Genomic DNA, 23833 nt, shown 5'->3' on the forward strand with positions numbered 1-23833 from the left:
GGTCATGACGGTGACACCATGGAGCTGACCTTGCTGCGCCCCCTCTGGTTGCTAGCCCTGATCCCCTGGCTGTGGCAGGGGTGGCGCCGCCGCCGCGATCCCGGCTTGCTCTCCCCGGCCATGCAGGCCTATCTGCTGCCGAGCCGCCATCGGGCCATCCCCTGGCGCTGGCTTGCTTGTCTGCCGGTGATCCTGGCGCTCTCGGGCCCCGCCCTGCGCCAGCAGAGTCTCCCCATGCCGAGCCCGGCCCTCGATATCTGGCTGCTGGATCTCTCCGACTCCATGCTGGCACAGGATCTGGCGCCGGACCGGGCAACCCGGGTGAGGCTGGGATTGCAGGAGATGCTGGCCGACATAGCGCGGCAGGATGCGCCCCATCCCATCGCCCTCATCCTGTTTGCCGGGGATGCCTACCTCGCCATGCCTCCCACCCGGGATCATCAGGCCATCGCCCTGCTGCTGCCGGACCTGCGCCCGGCCATCATGCCTGTCCAGGGCAGCGCCCCCGAGCGCGCCGTGGCCCTGGCCCTCACCCTGATCCCGCCGGGCCAGTCCGCCCGTCTGCTGCTCGTGACCGACGGCCTCTCCGGGACAGCGCGCGATCGCATCGCCGCCCTCTGGCCCTGCCTCAACGACCTGTTCTGCAAGGCAGGCTCGGCCCCGCGGCTCGACATCCTGCTGGCCAGCGGGGGCAAGGAGACCCGGCAGCCCGGCGTGGCTGCCGAGCGCTGGCAGCTCGGCAGCCCGATCGGCCACACCTTGCCGGCGCCCGACGAGGAGGCCATGGCCGCCCTTGCCGCCAGTACCGGAGGCAGGCTGGCCTGGCTTGATTCCGGCCTGCCCCGCTTTGCCCCCCTGCCCATGGGCCAGGCCCTGACGCAGGGGCAATCCCGGGATCTCGGCCCCTGGCTGCTCATCCCCTTGCTCCCCCTGGCGCTGCTGGCGCGGATCGGCGCCCACTGGCTGCTGGTGATCCTCGTCATTGGCTTCGCGCCCCCTTCCCTGCAGGCGGCCTCCCGACAAGATGAAGCAGGCTGGCAGGCTTATCGCCAGGGACACTATCGGGAAGCGGCCAACGCCTTCCAGGATCCGGTCTGGCAAGGCAACGCCTGGTATAGATCCGGGGATTACGCCAGGGCCGTCGCCGCCTATGGCAGGGCAAACAGCGCCACCGCCCACTACAACAGGGGCAATGCCCTGGTCTGGCTCGGGGATCTTGCCGGCGCGGAGCAGGCCTATCTGAGCGCCCTTCGCCTTGAACCTGGGCACAGGGATGCCTTGCACAACCTGGCCCTGCTGCGGGCCAACCCGCCGCAGTCGGCGCCCTCGGCAAATGCCCCGGAGCAGGCCGACACTCCCGACCCCGCCCGCGCCTCAGAGGCTCCCCGCCCCCCGGCGCCCCCCGTGCTGCTGCTGGAGCAGCGCCTTCGCAAGGAGGCCCTGCGCCGCCCCCTGCTCAAGGTGGAGGAGCCCTGGTGATCCTCGTACTGCGCTTGCTCTCCCCCCGGTTCGGCTGCTGGCTGCTGCTCGCCCTGTGCGCCATGCGGGTGCAGGCCGCCCCTGTCGAGGCCGAGCTGTTGCCGGGGGCGAGCGAGCGCGACTGGCTGCTCGTCATCGAAGCCGACGGGCTGCACCGCGATGAGGATCTCAACCTGCAACCGCTGCTGCGCCAGTTTGCGGTCGGGCGGGTCAGCATACAGCGGGTCAGTGCCCAGAGCCGCAGCCTGACCCGCTGGCAGATCCCCCTGCACCTGCTCGATACCAGCCCGCGCCAGGTGCCCTCCCTGCCCCTTGGCGCCGATCTCACCCCCTCCCTGGCGGTGCCGACACGTTCCCTGGACGGCACCCTGATGCCGACACAAGACCCGGTATTCTCTCCGGTCGAGCTGCAGGCCCGGGTGCTCCATGAGGGGAATCTCTACCCCGGCCAGCCCTTCATCTATGAGCTGACCCTCTGGCTGCCTGCCAACCTGGAGGCCCCCAACCTCGGCGAGCCCATCACCCCGGCCTTTACCATTCGCCGCCTTGGCGAGGACCGCTGGGACTCTCCCACCAGTCCCGGCCTGCCCGGGCGTCTCACGCGAAAATGGCTGCTGCAGGCCAAAGGACCCGGGCTCCATCCCGTCGAATCCCCCCGCTTTCAGGGGCGGTTGCCGCCCCAGGACCAGGCCGGTGCGACCGCGCCGGGCAACGCGGGGGATCTGCTGTCCGCCAGGGCGGCGACCCTCTTCATCAAGGTGGACAAGGCCCCCCTGGAGCCGGTGGCGAGCAGCCTGGTGTTGCGCCAGCAGTTCAGCCCGGCCCAGGCCAGGGTGGGTGAGCCGGTGATCCGCACCCTCACCCTGGTGATGGAAGGGGGGGATGGCAACCGCCTGCCCCCCTTGCCGGCCCCGCCCCTGCCCGCCGGCCTCTCCATGAAGCCGGACGGCGAGCAGCAACAGGAGCGATTCGTGGCCGAGGGGGCGCTACGCTTCGAGCGCCAGTGGCGCCAGGCCCTGACCGCCGACGAGGCGGGGCGCTATGTGCTGCCCCCCCAGACCCTGCGCTGGTTCAACACCCAGAGCGGTCGCATCGAGGAGGCGCGCCTGCCCGCACATCCTCTGGTGTTCACGGCAAGGGAGAGCGCCACTCCCGCCTCCCCCGCACCAGGGGTCCAGTATCTCTATTGGGTGCTCCTGGCCATCCTGCTGCGGGCATTCATGCGCCGCTGGCCGCGCTGGCGCGCCTTCTATCGCCTGCAACGGGCCCTCGCCACGGGCTCTCCTGACGAGGCCAGGGAAACCCTGCTGACCTGGGCCGTCCTGCGCTGGGACACCCCCTGTCTGCATCTGGCCAGGCTGCCCTGTCACCGCGACCCCGCCATGGGGGCGCTGCTGGACGGCCTGGATCGGGCCTGTTTTTCCCCCAAGCGAGTCCCTGGCGAACACCTGCCCAGGCAGGCGCTCGCCAGGGAGTTGTGCACCTGGGAGAGCTTTGCGATAGCCTATGGTCTTCGAATACTGGCGTGGATGCGTGCATGATGCGCCCCTCATGAAACAGGACACCCCTTTATGGCGTTAGGTTTTTTCAGAAGAAAAAGGGCCGACACGGGAAAGGCTCCCTGCGCTTCTCCGGTCTATGGGGAGATGGCAGACAAACAAACCAAGTACGAAGCCCTGGTGCACGCCCTGCACGGAGACATCTACCGCTACGCCTACTGGCTGTGCCGGGATCCGCAAATCGCCGAGGATCTGGTGCAGGAGACTTTCCTGCGCGCCTGGAAGGCGATAGATACCCTGCTGGACGACAAGGCTGCTAAGGCGTGGCTCATCACCATATTGCGGCGGGAGAATGCCCGCCGCTTTGAGCGAAAGCAGTTCGATCTCGTCGACCTCGACGAGCACCCCCTGCGGGATCAGGGTGTCCTGCCAAGCGAGCAGGAGATGGAGCACGAATGGCTCAGGCGCCACATCGCCCGCCTGCCTGCCGAGTATCAGGAGCCGCTGCTGCTGCAGGTACTGGGGGGATTCAGCGGGGAGGAGATCGCCGAGCAACTCGGCCTGAACAAGAACACCGTCATGACAAGGCTGTTTCGCGCCCGCAACCAGATAAAAGAGGCCATGGAGTCTGCGAAACAACAGAGAGGACACACCAATGGATGAGCTTGAATTTCGCCGCCGGGCCATCACTCACCCCTCGGACAGGGATCCCGCCTTCCTGAAAGCCGCCGAGGCGTCACCGGCCAATCGCAAGCATCTGGACGAGATGCAGCAGCTCGAGCGCCAGGTGCGCAGCACCCTGGAAGTGGACGTACCAGCCGGTCTTGCGGAGCGGATCCTGCTCAGGCAGGCGATGGCAGCCGAAGAGGAGCAGGTGGTCTCGCTACCCGTCACTCCTGCACGCACGCAATGGCGCGCTCTGGTCATCGCGGCCTCGGTCGCCTTCCTGCTCGGCATGAGCACCCGCTGGATCAGCTGGCCTGTGGCACCGGACACCCTGTCGCTGGCTCAAGTCGCCATGTCCCACGTTTATGGGGAAGAGCCCTTCATTCATGCGGTGGATGAGCGGGTCAGCCTGCACACCATCAACGCAAAAATGGAGAAATATGGTGCCACCCTGAGCGAGATGCCGGGCATGAAGGTAACCTATGTCAACCACTGCGCCTTCTACCAGGGACCGGCCCTGCACATGGTGCTCCAGGGCAAAATGGGACCGGTCACCCTGTTCCTCGTCCCCAAGCATCTGCCACTGACGATCCAGTCCGATTTTGCAGACGGGACCCTCAAGGGGGAGATACTGCCGCTCAAGGGGGCCAACATGGTGCTCATCGGAGACATGCAGGAGCCCCTCGCCCCGGTTGCCCGCCAGCTTGAGTCACGCCTGCACTGGTCCATTTAACAGACCTTGACCCAAGCTGACTCGTCCTCCGCCTCAGCCACATCACAGGCAGACATCCTCATTGTCTGCCTGTTCATCCCCACATCCCCGCATGTTCCCGCCCATTGCCCGCGCGAAGTCACATTTCTACCATTAATTTTAAATGACTCAAATGGCACCATTTGTGCTTTATTTATCCAATAATAGATAAATCAGCCTAATAAAACGGCAAGTTAAAACAAATGATTAACACAATGGAAACTTTTATGTATTCTGCTGTCACTGGTCTGATTTCTTACCTCCTACCAGATCCATAGAATCACGCCAGCAATGAATGGGAAGAAGCTGACATAACAACAGATCATGTCGTCAATAGCCGCCAAAGAGCCGCGATGTCGACAGAAAATCTGCTTACAAAGAGAGAACACTATGACAACTGCCTTTTTCAAGAAAAGCCTGATCGCTGCGGCCGTGACCCTGGCCAGCACCCAGACCTTCGCCGCCGCGTTCCAGCTGAACGAGCACTCGGCCTCCGGTCTGGGGCGCGCCTACGCAGGTGAAGCAGCCATCGCCGACAACGCGGCCGTGCTGTCCCGCAACCCGGCGGCCATGACCACCTTCGACAAGATGGCACTGTCTGTATCCGGCACCTATATCAAGCCCGACGTGGACGTGGCTGGCGACATCTATGCCGGCTCCACCAAGCTGGCTCCGTCCAGCGAGAGCGACATCGCCCCCGATGCCTTCGTGCCGGCCACCTACTTCATCCAGCCCCTGAACGATCAGTGGGCCTGGGGGATCGGCCTCTTCTCCAACTACGGCCTCTCCACCGAATATTCCAAGACCTTCGCGGCCGGTGCTGGCGCCGGTGACACCGAGCTGCTGACCTTCAACATCAACCCCAACATCGCCTATCGCATCAACTCCAGCTTCAGCGTCGGTGCCGGCATCAATGCCGTCTACGCCGCCGCCGAGCTGAACCGTTATGCCGGTGCGCTCTCCGCTGCCATTCCAGGTGCCAACTCCGATACCCGTCTGGCTCACCTGAAGGGCGACACCTGGGGCTTTGGCTGGAACGTCGGCACCCTGTACGAGATCAACGACAACAACCGTCTCGCCCTGACCTACCGCTCCCAGGTGGACTTGAGCTTTGACGGCGACTTCCAGGGTGCCACCTCCGGTAACCGCGTCGTCGATGGCAACCTGAAACTGGATCTGCCGGCCCAGGCCGAATTCGCAGGCTACCACCGCCTGAACCAGCAATTCGCTGTCCACTACTCCGTGAACTGGACCGACTGGAGCGCCTTCCAGGAGCTCAAGGCCACCAGCAGCAACTGCGCCGGCGGTGTCTGCCTGCAAAAAGACGAGAAGTTCAAGGACTCTGCCCGTTACGCCCTGGGCGGTACCTGGTACGTCAACCCGTCCTGGGAAGCCCGTATCGGCTTCGCCTACGACAACAGCCCCATCGAGCCGGAATACCGCAGCCTGAGCATTCCTGACTCCGACCGTATCTGGTACAGCGCCGGTGCCACCTACCACATCAACCCGGACATGAGCCTCGACTTCGGCATGGCCTATCTGGACGGCAAGGAAGTGGACGTGAACGAAGGCCTGCGCAACCACAGCGATGCGCTGCGCTGGAAGGGCACCTCCCATGGCAACGCCCTGCTGGCTTCCGCCCAGTTCAACATGAAATTCTGATTTTCACGTCATCATCGAGAGCGCCCCAGGGCGCTCTTTTTTTATCCAATTTCGCCAATTGAGCGCACAGCTGTAGTAAACAACTGTACTCTTTTCTTTTTTTATCAAGCTGTTATGGGTATTTCTTTCAGCATTTAATCCCGTTTTGCCGCACGTTCCCCTCTCCCCGTTGCCTTGCTGGTCATACCATATAAAATCCCGGCCCCAACCGAATAACAGAATGAACACCCAGTTCATCCCGAGGAAAGACCATGCATCCGACGTTCAACCCCTCCCTCATAGCCCTCTTGCTGCTGTCGAGCCAGGTACAGGCTGCCGGCTTCCAGCTCGCGGAGCAATCCGCCACCGGCATGGGGCGTGCCTTCGCGGGTGAAGCCGCCATCGCCGACAATGCCAGCGTGCTCTCCCGCAACGCCGCCGCCATGACCCGGTTCGATACCCTGGCCTTCTCCGGCGGCGTCATCCACGTGCACCCCGACGTCAACATCGAGGGCACCACCCGGGTGCCTACCACCCTGGGGCCGGTCAGTCTGGATGCCGGAGCCCACGACATTGCGGGTGACGCCTGGGTGCCCAACGCCTATCTCATCGTGCCCCTCAGCGAGCAATGGCGCCTCGGACTTGCCGCCACCTCCTATTACGGACTCGGGGTCAAGATGCCGGACAACTACAACGCCGGTCACTTCGGCAACGTCTCCGACATCAAGACAGTGGATCTGGGGGCCTCCCTGGCCTATCGCATCAACCGCATCTGGTCCGTCGGGGCCGGTCTCTCCGCCATTCAGGGGGAAGGGGAAGTGGGCGGCACTTTCCCCTCCAACAACCAGATAGCCAAGCACCTGAAAGGGGATGGCTGGGCCATGGGCTGGAACCTGGGCACCCTGCTTGAGTTGTCGCAGGCAACCCGCGTCGGTCTCTCCTATCGCCACGACGTGACCCTGACCCTCTCCGGTGACGCCATCGGCATCGATCAAAGGGGCCAGCCCTTCACCGATACCGGCAGCCTGGATCTGCCCCTGCCCGCCACCGCCGAGCTGGCTCTGTTCCATCAGCTCACCCCGGCCCTGGCGCTGCATTCGAGCATCAACTGGACCAACTGGAGCAAGTTCGTGCAGCTCGAATCCGAGCTCGACCACCACGGCACCATGCACATCAAGGAGGAGCACTGGGAAGACAGTTGGCGCTATGCCCTGGGGATGACCTACCAGCTGGCCCCCCAGTGGCAACTGCGCTCCGGTATCGCCTACGACCGCAGCCCGGTCCCGGCGGATCGCCGCACCATCTCCATCCCCGACTCGGATCGGGTCTGGTACAGCGCTGGCGTGGGCTACCAGATTGACCGTCACCTCTCGCTGGATCTGGGGCTGACCCTGATCGACGGCAAGAAGGTGGACGTGAGCGAAACCATGCAGCTCAGGCCCGGCATCCCCCAGACCACCTCCACTTTCAATGGCACCTCGGAAGGGGATGCCTGGCTCGCCGGCCTGCAGCTCAACTACCTGTTCTGACACCCCGGGTTTCCTGACAAATAGTATGCCAGTTGTTGACCTTCCCGACCGGTCGGCACTGGCATAGTGATCCGCTTCACCATAGAATCAAGCCTGTAACCATGGTGGAGAGATGCATGTATTCCTATGTAGCAAGGCAGCCCATTCTGGATCGGGAGTTGAACACCCAAGCCTATGAGCTGCTGTTTCGCGACAGCCTGGACAATGTATTTCCCTCCGTCTCCGCACAGCAGGCCACTTCCAGGCTGGTTGCCGAGCAGTTCTTGCAGCAGAACATCGATCAGCTCATCGGAGATCACCCCTGCTACATCAATTTCCCCCACTCCCTGTTGCTGGACGGATTGGCCGAGTGCCTCCCCCGTGACAAGGTGGTGATCGAGATCCTGGAGGATGCCGAGCCCGACGATGCGCTGCTGGAGAAAGTGATCCAGCTCTATGGGCTGGGCTATCGGTTGGCGCTGGATGACTTCACCATGGTCTCAGACTGGGACAGGTTCCTCCCCTACATCCATATCATCAAGTTCGACCTGCGCAGCACGCCGCAACCCTGCATCGAGCACTTCATGGCGAATCATCGCCACCTGCCCCTCACCTATCTGGCCGAGAAAGTCGAGGATCAGGCCGAGTTCGAGCGGATGAAGCAGCTCGGCGTCACCCTGTTCCAGGGATTTTTCTTCAGCCGCCCCCAGATGGTGCAACAGCCCACCATACCGCCGGCCCAACTAGTGGTGATGCAGCTGCTCGAGGTGGTCAATCAGACCGAACCGGATCTGGACAAGATTGAGCAACTGCTCAATCAGGATCTCACCCTCTCTCTCAAGCTGCTGCGCTACATCAACCACCTCAAGCGCTTCCCACAACCCATCGCCTCGTTTCGCCAGGCCGCAAGCTCCCTGGGGCACGCCCAGCTCAAGCGCTTCGTCGCCCTGATCGCCGCCACCAGTGCGGGAAGTGAAAAGAGCGCCGAACTCCACCAGATGTCCCTCATCAGAGCCCGGTTCTGCGAACTGCTGGCCCAGACCCATGCGCCCGCAGAGCAGGCACAGCAAGCCTTTGTCACCGGCCTCTTCTCCCTGCTGGACGTGCTCATGGGAGAACCGCTGGATCAGCTGCTCGGCTCCATTCCCCTGACCGATGACATTCGTGCCGCCCTGCTCACCCGCAAGGGCAAGCTCGGGTTCTACCTCGCGTTCTGTGAAGATTTCGAGAAAGCCGACTGGCAGCGGGTCGCCGCCAACACCGTCCGGCTCGGCCTCAACGAAGAGAAAGTCAGCCACCTCTATCTGAGCGCCACCGCCTGGGTCAACCAGCAGCTTCAGGCCATGGAAGCGCAACCGGTCCACTCCCGCCAGAAATGACAACGTCCCTCTTGAAGGGACGTTGTCATTTCATCAACCCGCAGCAATCTCACCCACGCATTCAGCCTGCCTCGATGGCGATGGCCGTTGCCTCCCCTCCCCCGATGCACAGGCTCGCCACCCCTCGTCTGAGCCCGCGGGCACGCAGGGCATGGATCAGGGTCACCAGGATGCGGGCGCCACTGGCGCCAAGAGGGTGCCCCAGCGCACAGGCCCCGCCGTTCACGTTCAACTTGTGATGGGGGATGCCGCACCCGGCCATCGCCAGCATGCTCACCATGGCGAATGCCTCGTTCACCTCGAACAGGTCCACCTCCTCCACCGACCAGCCCACCCGTGCCAGCAACTTGTCGATGGCGCCGACGGGGGCACTGGTAAACTCCGCCGGCAAGGCGGCGTGACTCTGGTAACCCACTACCCTGGCCAGCACCGGCAATCCGAGCCGGGCAGCGCTCTCGCCCCGCATCACTACCAGGGCTGCCGCCCCGTCCGAGATGGAACTTGCATTGGCCGCCGTGATGGTGCCGTGCTTGCTGAAGGCCGGCTTGAGGCCGCGGATCTTGTCGGGCCTGGCCTTGCCCGGTTGCTCATCCTCGGCCAGCAGCAGGGTGTGGTCAGCGGTCATGACGGGAGCCAGTTCCGCGGCAAATGCACCGCTGCGCTGCGCCGTCAACGCCCGCTCCAGGGAGGCGATGGCAAAGGCATCCATGTCGGCCCGGGTCAGTCCGCTGCGATCAGCACTCAACTGGGCGTAATGACCCATCAGATGGCCTTCGTAGGCATCCTGCAAGCCGTCCAGGAACATGTGATCGAGCACGCTCTGGTGCCCCATGCGAAAACCGCTGCGCGCCTTGTCCAGCAGATAGGGGGCGCGGCTCATGCTCTCCATGCCCCCCGCCACCACGACCTCGGCCTCCCCCAGGCGCAGGCTGTCCGCCGCCAGCATCACCGCCTTCATGCCGGAGCCGCACACCTTGTTGATGGTGGTACAGGGCACGCTGTCCGGCAGCCCACCCTTGAGCGCCGCCTGACGGGCTGGCGCCTGGCCGACCCCTGCGCTCAGCACGTTGCCCATATAGACCTCATTGACCTGCCCCCCCGTCATCCCGGCCTGCGCCAGCGCGGCGCGGATGGCGCAGGCGCCAAGCTCGGGGGCACCGAGCGCGCTCAGGGCCCCCTGGAAGGCCCCCATGGGGGTACGTTTGGCCGCCACAATCACGATATCCATCGATAGCACTCTCCTTGTTACATCGGGATAACATATGCCGCGACCGCGACGGGAACAAGACTTGCGAGGAAGTTGACGTTTGGGTAAGGTGCCAGCCTGCATTGACAACCAGATGGCAGCCAAGACAGCCCCATGACCAAATCCAGGGACGACACCCGCACCTTCAGCATCAGCGAACTGGCTCGCGAGTTCGATGTGACCACCCGCAGCATCCGCTTCTACGAGGATCAGGGCCTGCTCAACCCGACCCGCCAGGGACAGCACAGGATCTACAGCCGTCAGGACAGGGTGCGGCTCAAGCTGACCCTGCGTGGCAAGCGTCTGGGCTTCAGCCTCGCAGAGATCCGGGAGCTGTTCGACCTCTACGATGCGGACAAGAGCAGCCGCTCCCAGTTGCAGACCATGCTGGGGCTGGTGGCCGACAAGCGGGAGACCCTGCAGCAGCAGCTGGAAGATATCCAGATGGTCCTGCTGGAGCTGGAGGCGGCCGAACAGCGCTGCCGCCAGGCCCTGGCACACCTCTCCCCCTGAGGCACGCAGACGGGCGAGGCGAGCGGGGAACACCGCCAGCAAATAGACACAAATGAAAGAGGGAGGCTTGAAGCCTCCCTCTTGTCATGCATCGTGGACGACCGATATCAGGCCTCCTTGCTCCAGCGGTTCGGATCGTAATCCGGGCTGTAGCGATCGACGATGATGGCACAGGCCGCATCGCCGGTGATGTTCAGCGCGGTCCGGATCATGTCGAACAGACGATCCAGCGCGAACAGCAGCGGCAGACCCTCGATGGGAATCCCGGCCGCCAGCAGCACGGCAACCACCAGGAAGCTCGGGCCCGGCACACCGGCCTGACCGATGGCACCCAGGGTGGAGGTGACGATGATCGCCGCCCAGGCCCCCATGGAAAGATCGATGTTATAGACCTGGGCGAAGAAGATGGCGACCAGGCCGTAATAGATGGCGTTGCCGCTCATGTTGATGGTGGCGCCCAGCGGCAGCACGAAGGACGCGGTGGCGTTGGTCACCTTCAGATCGCGCTCGCAGGTCTCCATGTTGACCGGCAGGGTCGCCATGGAAGAGGCGGTGGAGAAGGCCACGATCTGCGGTTTCTTCATCGCGGAGAAGTACTTGCGTACCGGCGTGTTGGAGAAGAACGCGATCAGCAGCGGATAGACCACGAAGCCGAAGATGAGGATGGCGGCGATATAGACGACGAACAGCTTGAGCACTAGGGTCAGCACGTCGAAGCCGTAGGTGCCGATGGCGTCGGCCATCAGGCCGAAGACGCCGATGGGGGCGATCAGCATCACCTTGTTGATCATCCAGACGAAGGCGTCCACCAAGGTGTTGAGCCCGTCCACCAGCGGCTTGGCGCGCTCGCGGGGCTGCTTGGCCAGGGCGATGCCGAGGAACATGCAGAACACCAGGATCTGCAGGATGTTGGCCTCGTTCAAGGCGCTGAACACGTTGGTCGGGATCATGCCAAGCAGGGTGGCCACTGCATCGGGCAGTGCCCCCTTGTCGGCGTAGTCGCCGGAGAACATGGCCGCGGTGGCGCCAAAGTCAACACCCACACCGGGTTTGAACACCTGACCCATCACCAACGCCAGGAACACCGCCAGTGCGGAGGTGACGAGGAAGAAGGCGAGCGTGGTGACGCCAATCTTGCCAGCAGCGGGACTGGCCCCCAGGTTGGCGGCCCCGGACAGGATGGCCACCGCTACCAGCGGGATCACCAGCATCTTGATCAGCTGGATAAACAGGGTGCCGAGCGGCGCAAACACCGTGGCTTGCTCTCCCATGAGCGCCCCGACCAGCGCGCCCAGCACCATGGCCACCACTACCTGGAAGCCGATGCTTTTGATTAATCCTTTTGTTAACACAGAATGTTCCTTTATTTAGCAATTACTCACACTTTTACAGCGTAAATGACCACCCAGAGCGTCAAATCCTCTCCATTGCTCTGGCGGTGCGCTTTATCTCATATTTGCGCCCCGTTTTACATTAGAATCCGTTAACGAAATGCATTGATAACTTTATGAGAAAGTAAAGCCTCAAAAGAGACACGGCTGCTTTTGCTCCTTTTACCATGACAACATCCAAAACAGTGTGCTACGTTGGCTCTGCAAACGTGCATACAGGGAAGAAAAGATGCTGAAAGTTAACGAGTATTTTGACGGAAATGTTAAATCCATCGGTTTCGAGCAAAAAGGCGAGAAAGCTACCGTTGGTGTGATGGAAGCGGGCGAGTACCTGTTCAATACCGCCGCCCCGGAGCGCATGACGGTGATCAAGGGCGCCCTCACCATCCAGCTGGCCGACGAAGATGAGTGGCACACCTACCAGCAGGGGGAATCCTTCGACGTGGCCGGTCACTCCTCCTTCAAGCTGGAAGTGAAGATCGCCTCCGCCTATCTGTGCGAGTTCCTCGACTGATGTATCACGGGCGCCATGGGATGCCGAGCGGCTCCCCCATGGCGCGTCTCTCCCGCGCCCATTTCCCTACCGCCATCACACCCCGCTATCTCCCCCCTTTTCAACGACTACAAAAAATTTACAATGTTTAGACGAAATCCATAATTGGAGTACGTCATGATCAGTGTCTTCGACATGTTTTCCATCGGGATAGGCCCCTCCTCCTCCCATACCGTGGGACCGATGCGGGCCGCCTGCGCCTTCATCCAGACCCTCAAAGCGAACGCACTCCTCTCCCGTACCGGACGCGTTGTCGTCGAGTGCTACGGCTCACTGGGCCAGACCGGCAAGGGGCACGGCACCGGCAAGGCCATCATCCTGGGACTGGCCGGATTTGAACCCGAATCCGTGGACATCGAGGCCATTCCCGCCTTCCTCGCCCAGGTAGAGCAGACCCAGACCCTCTGCCTGGGCGGTGAGCAACCCAGCGAATTTCCCCGCATCGGCGCCATCCTCTTCAACCGGCGCAAGACCCTTCCCGCCCACTCCAACGGCATGACATTGCGCGCCTATGAGGGTGACACCCTTGTGTTCGAGCAGACCTACTACTCCATCGGGGGCGGTTTCATCATCGAGGAGAGTCACTTCGCCAACGCCCGGGAAGAGGCGGCCCGCTTCGATGCCGCCCACCCCATCCCCTATCCCTTCGAGAGCGGCGCCGAACTGCTGGCCCAGTGCCAGGAGAGCGGCCTCTCCATCTCGGGGCTGATGCTGGCCAACGAGAAGGTGTTTCGCTCGGAAGCGGAGATCAAGGCCGGGCTTCGCAAGATCTGGCAGGCGATGCAGGGGTGTGTGGAGCGTGGCTGCAAGAGCGAGGGGGTGCTGCCAGGCGGTCTCAAGGTCAAGCGCCGGGCTCCCGCCCTCTATCGCCAGCTCTGTGGCGAGACCAATTTCAACAAGGATCCGCTGATGGTGATGGAGTGGGTGGATCTCTTTGCGCTGGCCGTCAACGAGGAGAACGCCGCCGGAGGCCGGGTGGTGACGGCGCCGACCAACGGCGCAGCGGGCATCATCCCCGCGGTGTTGCACTATTACGATCGCTTCGTGCGCAAGGTGGATGACGAGCTGCTGATGCAGTACTTCCTCACTGCCGCCGCCATTGGCATCCTCTACAAGAAGAATGCCTCCCTCTCGGGGGCCGAGGTGGGCTGTCAGGGCGAGGTCGGCGTGGCCTGCTCCATGGCCGCTGGTGCCCTGGCCGAGCTACTGGGCGCCAGCCCCGCCATTGTCGAGAACGCCGCCGAGATCGGCATGGAGCACAATCTCGGGCTGACCTGCGATCCCGTCGGTGGCCTGGTGCAGGTGCCCTGCATCGAGCGCAACGCCATGGGCGCAGTCAAGGCGATCAATGCCGCCCGCCTCGCCCTGCGCGGCACCGGCGAGCACAAGGTGTCGCTGGACAAGGTGATCAGAACCATGTGGGAAACCGGCAACGACATGAAGACCAAGTACAAGGAGACCGCACGGGGCGGCCTTGCCGTCAACATCACCGAGTGTTAAGCCGCTGTGATAAAGCCGCATATGGCACTCGAATACCCGGCATCGCCGGGTATTTTTTTGCAAAACGTTTGTCTGACGCTTAACAAAATGGATAACAATCAAAATAAATTTTATACTCGCGCCACGAATTCAACAAAAATAGATCTGTTTCAACTTTTTTTAGGCATTGAACCGTTACACTGTGGTTATCCGGTTCCCTGGCCTTTGTGACGACAGACCCGTCCCATGGATCCCTTTTCTGCGAGTGGGCATGGCGCCCCCTTCTACCCTGAGGTAATTGTTACATGATCAGCGTTTTTGATATCTTCAAAATCGGTGTTGGCCCCTCCTCTTCCCACACTGTCGGCCCCATGAAGGCAGCCAAACAGTTCGTGGATGAACTGCGTGCTGGCGGCAAGATCCGTGACATCACCCGGATCCAGGTCGATGTCTATGGCTCCCTCTCCTGGACCGGCAAAGGCCACCACACGGATACCGCCATCATCATGGGTCTGGCGGGCAACCTGCCGGAGAACGTCGACATCGACGCCATCCCCGAATTCATCTCCCGCGTGGAGCAGACCGGTCGTCTGCCCATCGGCCTGCACTGCCACACCGTCAGCTTCCCCAAGGGCGCCATGATCTTCCATGACGAGGCCCTGCCCCTGCACGAAAACGGCATGAGGCTGACTGCCTTCATCGAAGATGACGCCGTCTACAGCAAGACCTACTACTCCATCGGCGGTGGCTTCATCGTCGACGAAGAGAACTTTGGCAAGGGTGACAGCGGCGACATGTCCGTGAGCTATCCCTTCAAGAGTGCCGCCGAGCTCATCGCCCACTGCAGCCAGAGCGGTCTCTCCATCTCCGCCCTGATGATGGAAAACGAGAAGTGCTTCAACACCCCGGAAGAGATCTACAAGAAGCTTGGCAAGATCTGGACCACCATGCGGGAAGGGATCGAGCGCGGCTGCCGCACCGAGGGCGTCCTCTCCGGCCCGCTGCGCGTACCGCGCCGCGCCGCGCCGCTCTACCGCCAGCTGACCACCAACGAGAACCTCTCCAACGATCCCATGAACATCGTGGACTGGGTCAACATGTTCGCCCTGGCGGTGAGTGAAGAGAACGCCGCCGGTGGCCGCGTCGTCACCGCACCGACCAACGGCGCCGCCGGGATCATCCCGGCCGTGCTGGCCTACTACGACAAGTTCATCCAGCCGGTGGGCCGCGACGAGTACACCCGCTTCTATCTGGCCGCTGCCGCCGTCGGTATGCTCTACAAGATGAACGCGTCCATCTCCGGCGCCGAAGTGGGCTGCCAGGGTGAAGTGGGCGTCTCCTGCTCCATGGCCGCCGCCGGCCTGACCGAGCTGATGGGCGGCAGCCCCGAGCACGTCTGTGAAGCCGCCGAGATCGGCATGGAACACAACCTGGGTCTGACCTGCGACCCGGTGGCCGGCCAGGTACAGGTACCCTGCATCGAGCGCAATGCCATCGCCGCCATGAAGGCGGTCAACGCCTCCCGCATGGCCCTGCGTCGCACCTCCAAGCCGCGTGTGTCGCTGGACAAGGTGATCGAGACCATGTACATCACCGGCAAGGACATGGACTCCAAGTACCGCGAGACCTCCCGCGGTGGCCTGGCCATCAAGGTGATGCAGGTCGCCTGCGACTAACGCCGAGTCGCGATGACATGAAAAAAGCGGGATATATTCCCGCTTTTTTTTGGTCGCGATTTAAAGGGCAGCGTTCGTGGATAAAGGGAGGCCGACAAGGGATAAAAAGAGACGGGCATATCACCTCCACCCGTTCGCCGTGACAGGAGAACGGGGGAGAGCTATTTCACGATGCGATCGGCCAGGGTGCCGACGGCCACCACGAAATAGGGGGAGCGATTCCAGTGACGCAGTACCCGGTAATTGTCATAGGCAAGGTAGCTTCGCCCGTGAATATCGTCGGGGCGGATGAGGGAGGCCTGCATGTCGACCGCAGGCAGAGGTGAGCCGTCCTGCTGGCGAACCCCGAGGGCCTGCCAGGTCGCCAGGGACTTGCGGGTATCAAGCCCCAGCAAGGCGGGGTCCAGGCGTTCTGGCACCCTCACCCGCCGTCCCCAGGTCTGGTCTTCACGCCAGCCGTTCTGGCTCAGATAATTGGCAGCCGATCCAAATACATCCGCGAGATTGCCCCAGAGATCCTTCTTGCCGTCCCCGTCCTGATCCACCGCGTATCGCAGGAATGACGAGGGCATGAACTGCACCTGTCCCATGGCCCCCGCCCAGGATCCCTTGAAGTTGGCGGGGTTCACATGTCCCTGCTCCAGAATGCGCAGGGCATCGAACAACTCGCCTTTAAAGAAGGCTTCACGGCGACCGTCCCAGGCCAGGGTCGAGAGAGAAGAGATAAGGGGATAATGGCCGGTTATTTTGCCGAAATTGGTTTCAATTCCCCACAAGGCAACAATAAAGCGGGGTTGAACCCCATATTCCCGGCCTATTTTTGTAAGCAGCGGCAAATGCTGGCGATATAAGGTTTGGGCTTGCTTGACTTTCCATTCCGGCACCGCCCGGGGAATATATGTGTCCAGGGTCAGTTTGAATTCCGGCTGATTTTTGTCGTGCCTGATGGCAGCATCGACAAGATGTACATCCGCAAAGGCCGCACTCACCGTCTCGGGCAACATGCCCGCCGCCAGCGCCTGCTCTTTGAGGCTCGCCACGTACTGGTCAAAATCGGGGCCGGCCTGCACCGGCGATCCCGACAGGGCGCCTGACAACAGCAGTGCCAGCCGCCCAGCCCTCATCGTGCACCCTTTAATTGCGCCTTGTGCTGCTCCAGCAAGTTTTCCGGTGGCGGTGGCACCTGCAGATAAAAGCCCTGGCTCTTCAGGGCGGCCATCACCCGCTCCGTGGAGGCCAGCCCCAGGGGCTTGGCCGGGTCCAGCTTGGTCATCAGGACCAGTTCGGGACGCCCGAAGGTACTCATCAGCACCTCGGGAACACGGGAAAAGTCCTCTCTTCGTTCAATAAAGAGATAGGTCTCGGCTTTTTTGCGACTTTTATAGACTGCACACAACATGGAAATTGATATAATCCGACGGGTTTATTGCCTCTGGTGGTGGCAAACTATAACATCAGGAATTGAATAACAATAACGTATTACCGTCTCGGTTCGGGGAAGATTCATGGTTGAACGCGATAACGAATTGAAAGGGACCACCTTCACTATTTCTGTGTTGCATCTCAGCGATGGCAATCCGGCCCGGATCCGACAACTGCTGGAGGCCAAGGTCGCGCAGGCCCCCCAGTTTTTTAATTGTGCCCCCCTCGTCCTCAATGTGGAACGCCTCGAGGCGATCCCCGATTTCGAACAGCTCAGGGAGCTGGTCGAGTCGGAAGACTTCGTGCTGGTCGGGATCACGGGGGCGCGGGACGAGGCGATGAAGACGGCCGCCAAGGCGGCAGGCCTCGCCGTCATGGTGTCAGGCAAGAGCCGCAAGGCAGAACCTGAGCCGACGCCGCCAGCACCTGAGCCCAAGCCAGTGGAGGCCGCACCGGTTCCCCCGGTGCCAGCGCCCGTGGAGGCAAGCAAGGTCCACGTGGGCCCGGTGCGCTCCGGTCAGCAGATCTATGCAGCCGGCACCTCGCTGGTGGTGCTGGGCTCGGTGAGCCCTGGCGCCGAAGTCATCGCCGATGACAGCATCCATGTTTATGGTGCCCTGCGTGGCCGAGCCATCGCAGGGGCCAAGGGCAATCCCAAGGCCCGCATTTATTGCCAGCAATTGCAGGCCGAGCTGCTCTCCATCGCGGGCACCTTCCAGCTCAGCGATGCATTGCCTGCAGGCGTGATACAAGAGCCGGTCCATATCCGGCTCGACAATGAACAACTTCGTATAGACCGAATCAAATAGAGTTACAAGGAAGCGAGAATGGCGCGAATCATAGTCGTTACATCGGGCAAGGGTGGCGTTGGCAAGACGACAACCAGCGCGGCACTGAGCACCGGTCTGGCCCAGCGTGGCCACAAGACCGTGGTCATCGATTTTGACATTGGTCTGAGAAACCTGGACCTCATCATGGGTTGCGAGCGGCGCGTGGTCTATGACTTCGTCAACGTCATCAACGGGGAAGCCAACCTCAACCAGGCCCTCATCAAGGACAAGCGTTGCGAAAACCTGTTCATCCTGCCCGCCTCCCAGACCCGGGACAAGGATGCCCTGACCCGTGAAGGGGTGGAGAAGATCCTGGATCAGCTGGCGGAGATGCAGTTTGACTACATCGTCTGCGACTCCCCCGCTGGTATCGAATCCGGCGCCCTGATGGCGCTCTATTTCGCCGACGAGGCCATCGTCACCACCAACCCGGAAGTCTCTTCCGTGCGTGACTCGGATCGCATCCTCGGTATCCTGGCCTCCAAGTCCCGCCGTGCCGAGCGCGGTGAGGATCCCATCAAGGAGCACCTGCTGCTGACCCGCTACTGCCCGACCCGCGTCAACCGCGGCGACATGCTGAGCGTGCAGGACGTACAGGAGATCCTGGCCATCAAACTGCTCGGGGTGATCCCGGAGTCCCAGGCGGTGCTGCGCGCCTCCAACTCCGGCGAGCCGGTCATTCTGGACAAGGAGTCCGATGCCGGTCAGGCCTACGAGGACGCCGTCGCCCGCCTCTTGGGTGACACCAAGGATTTCCGTTTTCTGGAAGAAGAGAAGAAAGGCTTCTTTAGCCGACTGTTCGGGAGTTAAGCATGTCATTATTGGATTATTTTCGTTCCAACAAGAAACAGAACACCGCACAACTGGCCAAAGAGCGGTTGCAGATCATCGTGGCTCACGAGCGTTCATCCAGAGGGGGGCCGGATTACCTGCCCCAGCTCAAGCAGGACATCCTCGACGTGATCCGCAAATACGTGCAGATCGACCCGGACAAGATCACCGTCCAGCTTGATCAGAAGAGTGACGAATTGTCGGTGCTGGAGCTCAACATCACCTTCGCCGACGACCAGAAGAAGGGATGAGCTGACGCACCATGCGCGACCCCTTCCCCCAATGAAGACCGGATCCTTTCCCAGGATCCGGTTTTTTAATGCCTGGCGTCCCGGCATCTCGCCAAGGGCATCAGGGCCAGCTAGAATACCGCGCACCCCGAGGCGCTGCCGACGGACTTTCCCTCCCCCCTTATCTGGAACACGGCTTTTATGTCTTTGAATGACGAAATGCACAGCGTCGAGGAACTGCTCGACACCGCCCTCGAACTCTTCATGGAGCTGGCCTCCGACAACCTGCCCGAGCAGGAGATCGTCCGCTTCAATCAGGAGTTCAACGACCGCGGCCTGCTGGCGGAGACCGATCCCGCCGACGACTGGGCGGCCGACGTGGGATTTGAGGTGAGCGACGCCGACTATGCCGAGATCTGGGTCGGCCTTGGCAACGAACAAGAAGAGTACGAGCACCTGTTTGCCCGCATGCTGCTCTCCCGCCGCGTCGACGAGAAGTTCTGCCACATCGAATGGCTGCCCCAATAATTCCGGATCCCGATGATCCTGGCCACTATGACTGGGACGGCGGGCCCGAGCCCGTGAGGCCTTCGCGCAGACGGCGACTGCTGGGCTGGCTCGGCAAGCTGCTGCTGGCCGCCTTTGCGAGCACCATCGTCTCGGTCGCGCTGCTGCGCTTCATCGACCCTCCCATGTGGACCTGGCGCCTCGAACGCGCCCTGTTTCCCCCTGCCAAGATGGCCGAGGTGAAGCACGACTGGGTGCCGCTTGAGCAGATTTCCCGGGAGCTGCAACTGGCGGTGATCGCCGCCGAGGATCAGCGCTTTGCCGAACATCACGGTTTTGACATGGACGCCATCAGCTCGGCCCTCAGGCACAACCAGCAAAGCGGGCGGGTGCGCGGTGCCAGCACCCTCAGCCAGCAGACCGCCAAGAACCTCTTCATGTGGAGCGATCGCAGCTTCCTGCGCAAGGGGATAGAGGCCTGGTTCACCCTGTTGATGGAGCTGGGCTGGGACAAGTCCCGCATTCTCGAGGTGTATCTCAACATCGTGGAGTTCGGACCCGGCATCTATGGCGCCGAGGCGGCCGCCAGGCACTACTTCGGCAAACCGGCGATACGCCTCACCCGCTACGAGGCCTCCCTGCTCGCCGCCGCCCTGCCCAATCCCTGGCGTTATCGGGTCAAGCCCCCCTCACCCTATGTGCAACAGCGCTCGGCCTGGATCCGTCGTCAGATGGGTCAACTCGGGCAAGTCACCCTGAACCGGGTCCACGGCACAGAGTAGCGCCATCCTGCGGATCAGAGGCGGGCCCCAGATGGCCGCCGACGGTTTCCCGATGAAGGGGCAGATAGTGCCACCACCAGGTTTCGCGCCGCCGCTTGATCTGCCTTCTGTACTGTCGTCGCTTCATCTTGCCAGGCCGCCCCGTCACGCCGCCCCTGCTGGCGGCTCTGTTAACCTTATCCCCTGATCCCGCCATTTGACAGCACGGCGTCACCGCCCCCGGGCTGGCTGCCCATCCCAATACTTGTTAAAGTGGCGAACCTGGACGTATCTGGAGTGATTTCATGGAACAACGTAGCCCGGATCAGCTGGTCGAGTGGGCCTATGATCAGTTTCTGGAGCAGGCCGCCGACATGCTGGCACCCGAACAAATCGTCGACATCACCCTCGAGTTCGAGCAACGTGGCGCGGTGGAGGCAACCCTGCCCAATGCCGACTGGTCGACCGAACTCGGCGAGCCGGTGGACATGGCACGTTGGGCCGAGGTCTGGGTCGGCTTGCTGGATCATCAGGACGAGTTCGAGGTGATCTACGCCACCTTCCTCCTCCCACGGGATCAGAGCGAGCACGACGTGCATATCCGCTGGCACCGCCAGCAACAGGCATAAGAAAAGGCGCCCCAGGCGCCTTTTTCGTTTTTTGCGCTGCCCGAGTCAGGGGCGTGCCGAGATGGCCTTGGCCAGACAGCGGCGACACCAGCAGGCGCTGGCATCGCTCATGGGCAACGCGGGAAGCTGGTTGCACCAGCAGCGCTCGATGGGTTCCCCCGCCGACACGGCGCAGAACGCCGGCTCGCCGCAGCCCGGGCAGGCATGAGTGCTCTTCGAGCCATCGAGTTCGGCCATGCGGGCCAGCTGGGCCTCGCTGTCCATGGTGGACCACTGGCCTATCTCGGTCACGGTGCGGCCACAACCGAGGCAGAGCCCCTCTTTGGCCCGGCAGTCACCGATGCAGGGACTCGGCAACTTATTCGTCCCCTGCCGGCGTGTCGGAGCCCACGAGGCGGATGCTGTGCTCCTCGATGACGATCTTGCCCTGCTTGTAGAGGCCGCCGATCGCTTTCTTGAAGGTGCCCTTGCTCATGCTGAACATCTTGTAGATGACGTCAGGCTCGCTCTTGTCTCCCACCGCAAGGCTGCCCCCCTGCTTTTGCAGGCGCAGCAGGATGCGCGCACCAGCGTCATCCATCCGGGCCAGCCCCGGCTTTTGCAGGGTCAGGTCCAGTTTGCCATCTTCGCGCACCTGCTTGACCCAGGCGGTCAGCGGCCGGCCCGTCATCACGCGGCCGAACACCTCGTTCTTGAACAGCATGCCGGCGTACTGGCCATTGACCACGGCCTTGATGCCAAGGGGGGTGTGTTCCCCCGGCAGCACCGTCACCTCGTCACCGCTCTTGAAAGGGGGGTCGATGCGCAGGAAGCGCTCCAGACGGCTGGTACCGACCATGCGCCCTTCGTTGTCCAGCATCAGGTGCACCAGATAGACATGGCCCACCTGCATCGGCTTGTTCTGCTCGCGGCTTGGTACGAAGAGATCCTTCTTCATGCCCCAGTCGAGGAAGGCACCAATCTTGTTGGCATTGACCACCTTGAGACCGACGATGTCCCCCACCATGGCGAAGGGCTTGTCGGTGGTGATCACCGGCTCGCAATCCGCATCCAGATAGAGGAAGACGGACACCTCGCTCTCCTCGGCAACGCCTTCCGGCAACTGGCGCCTGGGCAGCAGCAGCTCGCCGTATTCCCCCGCCGCCAGCCAGGCGCCGCGCTCCTCGATCTCGACGACGGTCAGGGTGTTCATCTTGCCAATCTGTAACATGGTGATCTCTTCTTTCAATATCCGGATGGGCCCATCTCATGGAAGACCCGTCATATAGAGGTGCATCGCCTCCGTCGGATGAGAGAGGACGGGGCCGATTTATGTCATGCAGGCGCGCATGTTACCCCAGAGCGGCAGCAGGACCTAGCCCCTCCCCCCTGTGTCTGACCTCTTTTCCCGCTACCGGGCGGCCAGATTGACGATATTAGCAGCATTCAGTTCCCCCTTTGCTGCAAATAACCCCACTTTTAGGTAGACTTCGCGGCCGTCAAATCCAGAGGAAGCGTCGATGAACCCAGCCACTCGTACCCGTCATCTCAATCATTGACATCCTCCCCCACCTTAGCGCTTCGCGTCACAGGAGGGGGATCCCCATTACTGGGTGATAGCTGCTCGCGCAGTACCGGGTTCCTGCTTCATCGGGCGGCCTGATTGCACCGCGCCTCCACAGGCTAAAACGGCGTGTCCCGCCGCTAAAATATTGCGAGCGCCATTCACATCGGCGTTCGCCTCATAACCACACGCAGCGCATTTAAACTGGCTTTGCGTCTGGCGGTTATCCTTCGCAGTATGCCCACAACAGGCGCACTGCTGGCTCGTGTAGGCCGGGTTTATCGCCAACACCTGACCGCCTCGCCATGCCTGCTTATATTCGAGCTGGCGGCGCAGCTCAAACCAGCCCTGATCTAATATCGAACGATTCAGCCCTGATTTTGCCCGGACGTTGCGCCCCGGCTGGCTGGTCGTGCCCGCTGCTGATTTTGACATGCTGGCAACCTTCAAATCCTCAATGACGATCATCGCGTGGTTTTTGCTGATAGTCGTTGTGACCTTGTGAAGGTAATCGCGGCGGGTATTGGCGATATGTGAGTGCAGCCGCTGGATCTTGGCTTTTTGTTTCTTCCAGTTGCTGCTGAACTTTACCTTTTTGCTCAACTGGCGTTGGAGCCTTGCCAGCTTGGTCTGATTGGTTTTGAAGCTGTTGACGGGCTCAAACACCGTGCCGTCTGACAGGGTTGCGAGCTTGGCGATCCCCGCATCTAGCCCTACCATTGAGCCGGAGGGGTGAATTGGCTCAAGCGTCTCCTGCTCGACCTGAAAGGAGATATACCAGTGCCCGGCTGCTTGGCTGACGGTCGCGTTTTTAATTTTCCCTTCAACTGGCTGGGACTGACGGAACTTGACCCACGCCAGCCCGGCAGGCAGCTTCACTCGACCCTTTTCAAGGCGGCAATACTTGTCGAAGTTGACGAACCGGATAGCGTCGCGGTTGTCGCTTTTTTTCTTGAATACGGGTGCCTTGGCGGCGAGTTTCTTATCAAAGCAGCGCATCCACGCGCCATGCAAATCCTTGAGCTTCTGCTGGAGGTTGTCGGTATATGCCTCGGCCAGAAAGGCCATTTCTGGGTCTTTCTTCCAACTGGTGAGCATCCTGTTCAGCTCAAAGGCAGAAGGCAGTTTTTCGCCAGCATCCAGAATGCGTTTGGTTTCTGCCAGCCCGTGATTCCAGACATAACGAGCACAACCGCCCAACTGGCGCAGGCGTTGCGCTTGTTGTTCGGTCGGTTCGAGTCGGAATTTGTAGGCTTTCAGAATTTGCATTTATCGCTCAGTGTGTAGCATTATTGCCAT

Annotated in this window: 24 protein-coding genes; 17 read left to right on the forward strand and 7 right to left on the reverse strand. The window is 61.8% G+C overall.

All coding sequences use genetic code 11. The features are described from left to right. Positions 1-18 precede the first annotated feature (18 nt). From PG887_RS04720 to PG887_RS04750, 7 genes are all read left to right on the forward strand, one after another. Entirely contained in the window at positions 19-1479 is a 1461-nt protein-coding gene (locus PG887_RS04720) for a vWA domain-containing protein (RefSeq protein WP_270821253.1), read from the forward strand. 62 nt (positions 1480-1541) lie between these two features. Beyond that, a complete protein-coding gene (locus PG887_RS04725; protein WP_270821258.1) occupies positions 1542-3020 on the forward strand; it encodes a hypothetical protein in 1479 nt (492 codons plus the stop codon). Positions 3021-3050: 30 nt separating this feature from the next. After that, positions 3051-3641, forward strand: coding sequence for a sigma-70 family RNA polymerase sigma factor (locus PG887_RS04730; protein ID WP_270821254.1), 591 nt, complete (start codon positions 3051-3053; stop codon positions 3639-3641). Beyond that, positions 3634-4377, forward strand: a complete 744-nt coding sequence (locus PG887_RS04735) for a DUF3379 domain-containing protein (protein WP_270821255.1) — start codon at positions 3634-3636, stop codon at positions 4375-4377. The genes PG887_RS04730 and PG887_RS04735 overlap by 8 nt, the downstream gene beginning before the upstream one ends. 408 nt (positions 4378-4785) lie before the next feature. Further along, positions 4786-6057, forward strand: a complete 1272-nt coding sequence (locus tag PG887_RS04740) for an outer membrane protein transport protein (RefSeq protein ID WP_045524818.1) — start codon at positions 4786-4788, stop codon at positions 6055-6057. Positions 6058-6308: 251 nt separating this feature from the next. After that, positions 6309-7565, forward strand: a complete 1257-nt coding sequence (locus PG887_RS04745; protein WP_010674658.1) for an outer membrane protein transport protein — start codon at positions 6309-6311, stop codon at positions 7563-7565. A gap of 116 nt (positions 7566-7681) precedes the next feature. Then, positions 7682-8923 (forward strand): EAL and HDOD domain-containing protein, encoded by a 1242-nt coding sequence (locus tag PG887_RS04750; RefSeq protein WP_010674657.1) that lies wholly within the window; start codon positions 7682-7684, stop codon positions 8921-8923. A 61-nt stretch (positions 8924-8984) separates the two neighbouring features. Here the strand turns inward: PG887_RS04750 and PG887_RS04755 are convergent, their stop codons facing one another. Further along, positions 8985-10151: a thiolase family protein gene (locus PG887_RS04755; RefSeq protein ID WP_010674656.1), complete on the reverse strand. Its 1167-nt coding sequence runs from the start codon at positions 10149-10151 to the stop codon at positions 8985-8987. A 132-nt stretch (positions 10152-10283) separates the two neighbouring features. Between PG887_RS04755 and PG887_RS04760 the strand changes: the two genes are divergently transcribed. Continuing rightward, positions 10284-10682: a MerR family transcriptional regulator gene (locus PG887_RS04760; protein WP_010674655.1), complete on the forward strand. Its 399-nt coding sequence runs from the start codon at positions 10284-10286 to the stop codon at positions 10680-10682. 107 nt (positions 10683-10789) lie between these two features. On the opposite strand, the gene PG887_RS04765 is transcribed toward PG887_RS04760, so the two are convergent. Further along, the gene (locus PG887_RS04765) at positions 10790-12034 is read right to left on the reverse strand and encodes a dicarboxylate/amino acid:cation symporter (protein WP_029314496.1); all 1245 of its coding nucleotides are present in this window, start codon (positions 12032-12034) and stop codon (positions 10790-10792) included. A gap of 268 nt (positions 12035-12302) precedes the next feature. On the opposite strand from PG887_RS04765, the gene ppnP reads away from it, so the two are divergent. From ppnP to PG887_RS04780, 3 genes are all read left to right on the forward strand, one after another. After that, positions 12303-12587 carry a pyrimidine/purine nucleoside phosphorylase gene (gene ppnP / locus PG887_RS04770; RefSeq protein WP_010674653.1) on the forward strand — a complete coding sequence of 95 codons (285 nt, stop codon included), beginning with the start codon at positions 12303-12305 and terminating at the stop codon, positions 12585-12587. A 156-nt stretch (positions 12588-12743) separates the two neighbouring features. Then, entirely contained in the window at positions 12744-14126 is a 1383-nt protein-coding gene (locus PG887_RS04775; RefSeq protein ID WP_010674652.1) for an L-serine ammonia-lyase, read from the forward strand. 284 nt (positions 14127-14410) lie between these two features. Beyond that, entirely contained in the window at positions 14411-15781 is a 1371-nt protein-coding gene (locus tag PG887_RS04780) for an L-serine ammonia-lyase (protein ID WP_039039104.1), read from the forward strand. 161 nt (positions 15782-15942) lie between these two features. Here PG887_RS04780 and PG887_RS04785 read toward each other — a convergent pair whose 3' ends face one another. Then, positions 15943-16905 (reverse strand): lytic murein transglycosylase, encoded by a 963-nt coding sequence (locus PG887_RS04785; RefSeq protein WP_010674650.1) that lies wholly within the window; start codon positions 16903-16905, stop codon positions 15943-15945. After that, positions 16902-17180: a YcgL domain-containing protein gene (locus PG887_RS04790; RefSeq protein WP_029314494.1), complete on the reverse strand. Its 279-nt coding sequence runs from the start codon at positions 17178-17180 to the stop codon at positions 16902-16904. Before PG887_RS04790 ends, PG887_RS04785 begins: the two co-directional genes overlap by 4 nt. A 106-nt stretch (positions 17181-17286) precedes the next feature. Between PG887_RS04790 and minC the strand changes: the two genes are divergently transcribed. The 6 genes from minC (at position 17287) to PG887_RS04820 (ending at position 20991) form a co-directional block, all read left to right on the forward strand. Then, positions 17287-18012, forward strand: a complete 726-nt coding sequence (gene minC, locus PG887_RS04795) for a septum site-determining protein MinC (RefSeq protein ID WP_029314493.1) — start codon at positions 17287-17289, stop codon at positions 18010-18012. Between the two features lie 18 nt (positions 18013-18030). Next, entirely contained in the window at positions 18031-18843 is an 813-nt protein-coding gene (minD, locus tag PG887_RS04800; protein WP_010674647.1) for a septum site-determining protein MinD, read from the forward strand. 2 nt (positions 18844-18845) lie between these two features. Next, positions 18846-19115, forward strand: coding sequence for a cell division topological specificity factor MinE (gene minE / locus PG887_RS04805; RefSeq protein WP_010674646.1), 270 nt, complete (start codon positions 18846-18848; stop codon positions 19113-19115). A gap of 180 nt (positions 19116-19295) precedes the next feature. Beyond that, on the forward strand, positions 19296-19622 hold the full coding sequence (locus PG887_RS04810) for an HI1450 family dsDNA-mimic protein (protein ID WP_029314491.1): 327 nt from the start codon (positions 19296-19298) through the stop codon (positions 19620-19622). Positions 19623-19675: 53 nt separating this feature from the next. Continuing rightward, positions 19676-20383 (forward strand): monofunctional biosynthetic peptidoglycan transglycosylase, encoded by a 708-nt coding sequence (gene mtgA, locus PG887_RS04815; RefSeq protein WP_029314490.1) that lies wholly within the window; start codon positions 19676-19678, stop codon positions 20381-20383. A 284-nt stretch (positions 20384-20667) separates the two neighbouring features. Then, the gene (locus PG887_RS04820) at positions 20668-20991 is read left to right on the forward strand and encodes an HI1450 family dsDNA-mimic protein (RefSeq protein ID WP_010674643.1); all 324 of its coding nucleotides are present in this window, start codon (positions 20668-20670) and stop codon (positions 20989-20991) included. Between the two features lie 45 nt (positions 20992-21036). Here PG887_RS04820 and PG887_RS04825 read toward each other — a convergent pair whose 3' ends face one another. The 3 genes from PG887_RS04825 to PG887_RS04835 all read right to left on the reverse strand — a co-directional run bounded on the left by PG887_RS04825 (position 21037) and on the right by PG887_RS04835 (position 23803). Beyond that, a complete protein-coding gene (locus PG887_RS04825) occupies positions 21037-21348 on the reverse strand; it encodes a DUF1289 domain-containing protein (protein WP_010674642.1) in 312 nt (103 codons plus the stop codon). A gap of 1 nt (position 21349) precedes the next feature. Beyond that, positions 21350-22219 (reverse strand): CvfB family protein, encoded by an 870-nt coding sequence (locus PG887_RS04830; protein ID WP_010674641.1) that lies wholly within the window; start codon positions 22217-22219, stop codon positions 21350-21352. A 357-nt stretch (positions 22220-22576) separates the two neighbouring features. Next, complete coding sequence (locus PG887_RS04835) at positions 22577-23803, reverse strand: RNA-guided endonuclease InsQ/TnpB family protein (protein WP_180911567.1); 1227 nt, start codon at positions 23801-23803, stop codon at positions 22577-22579. Positions 23804-23833: the final 30 nt, after the last annotated feature.

It is taken from the genome of Aeromonas sp. QDB14 (assembly GCF_027707845.1).
GTDB classification, from domain to species: Bacteria; Pseudomonadota; Gammaproteobacteria; order Enterobacterales; family Aeromonadaceae; genus Aeromonas; species Aeromonas caviae.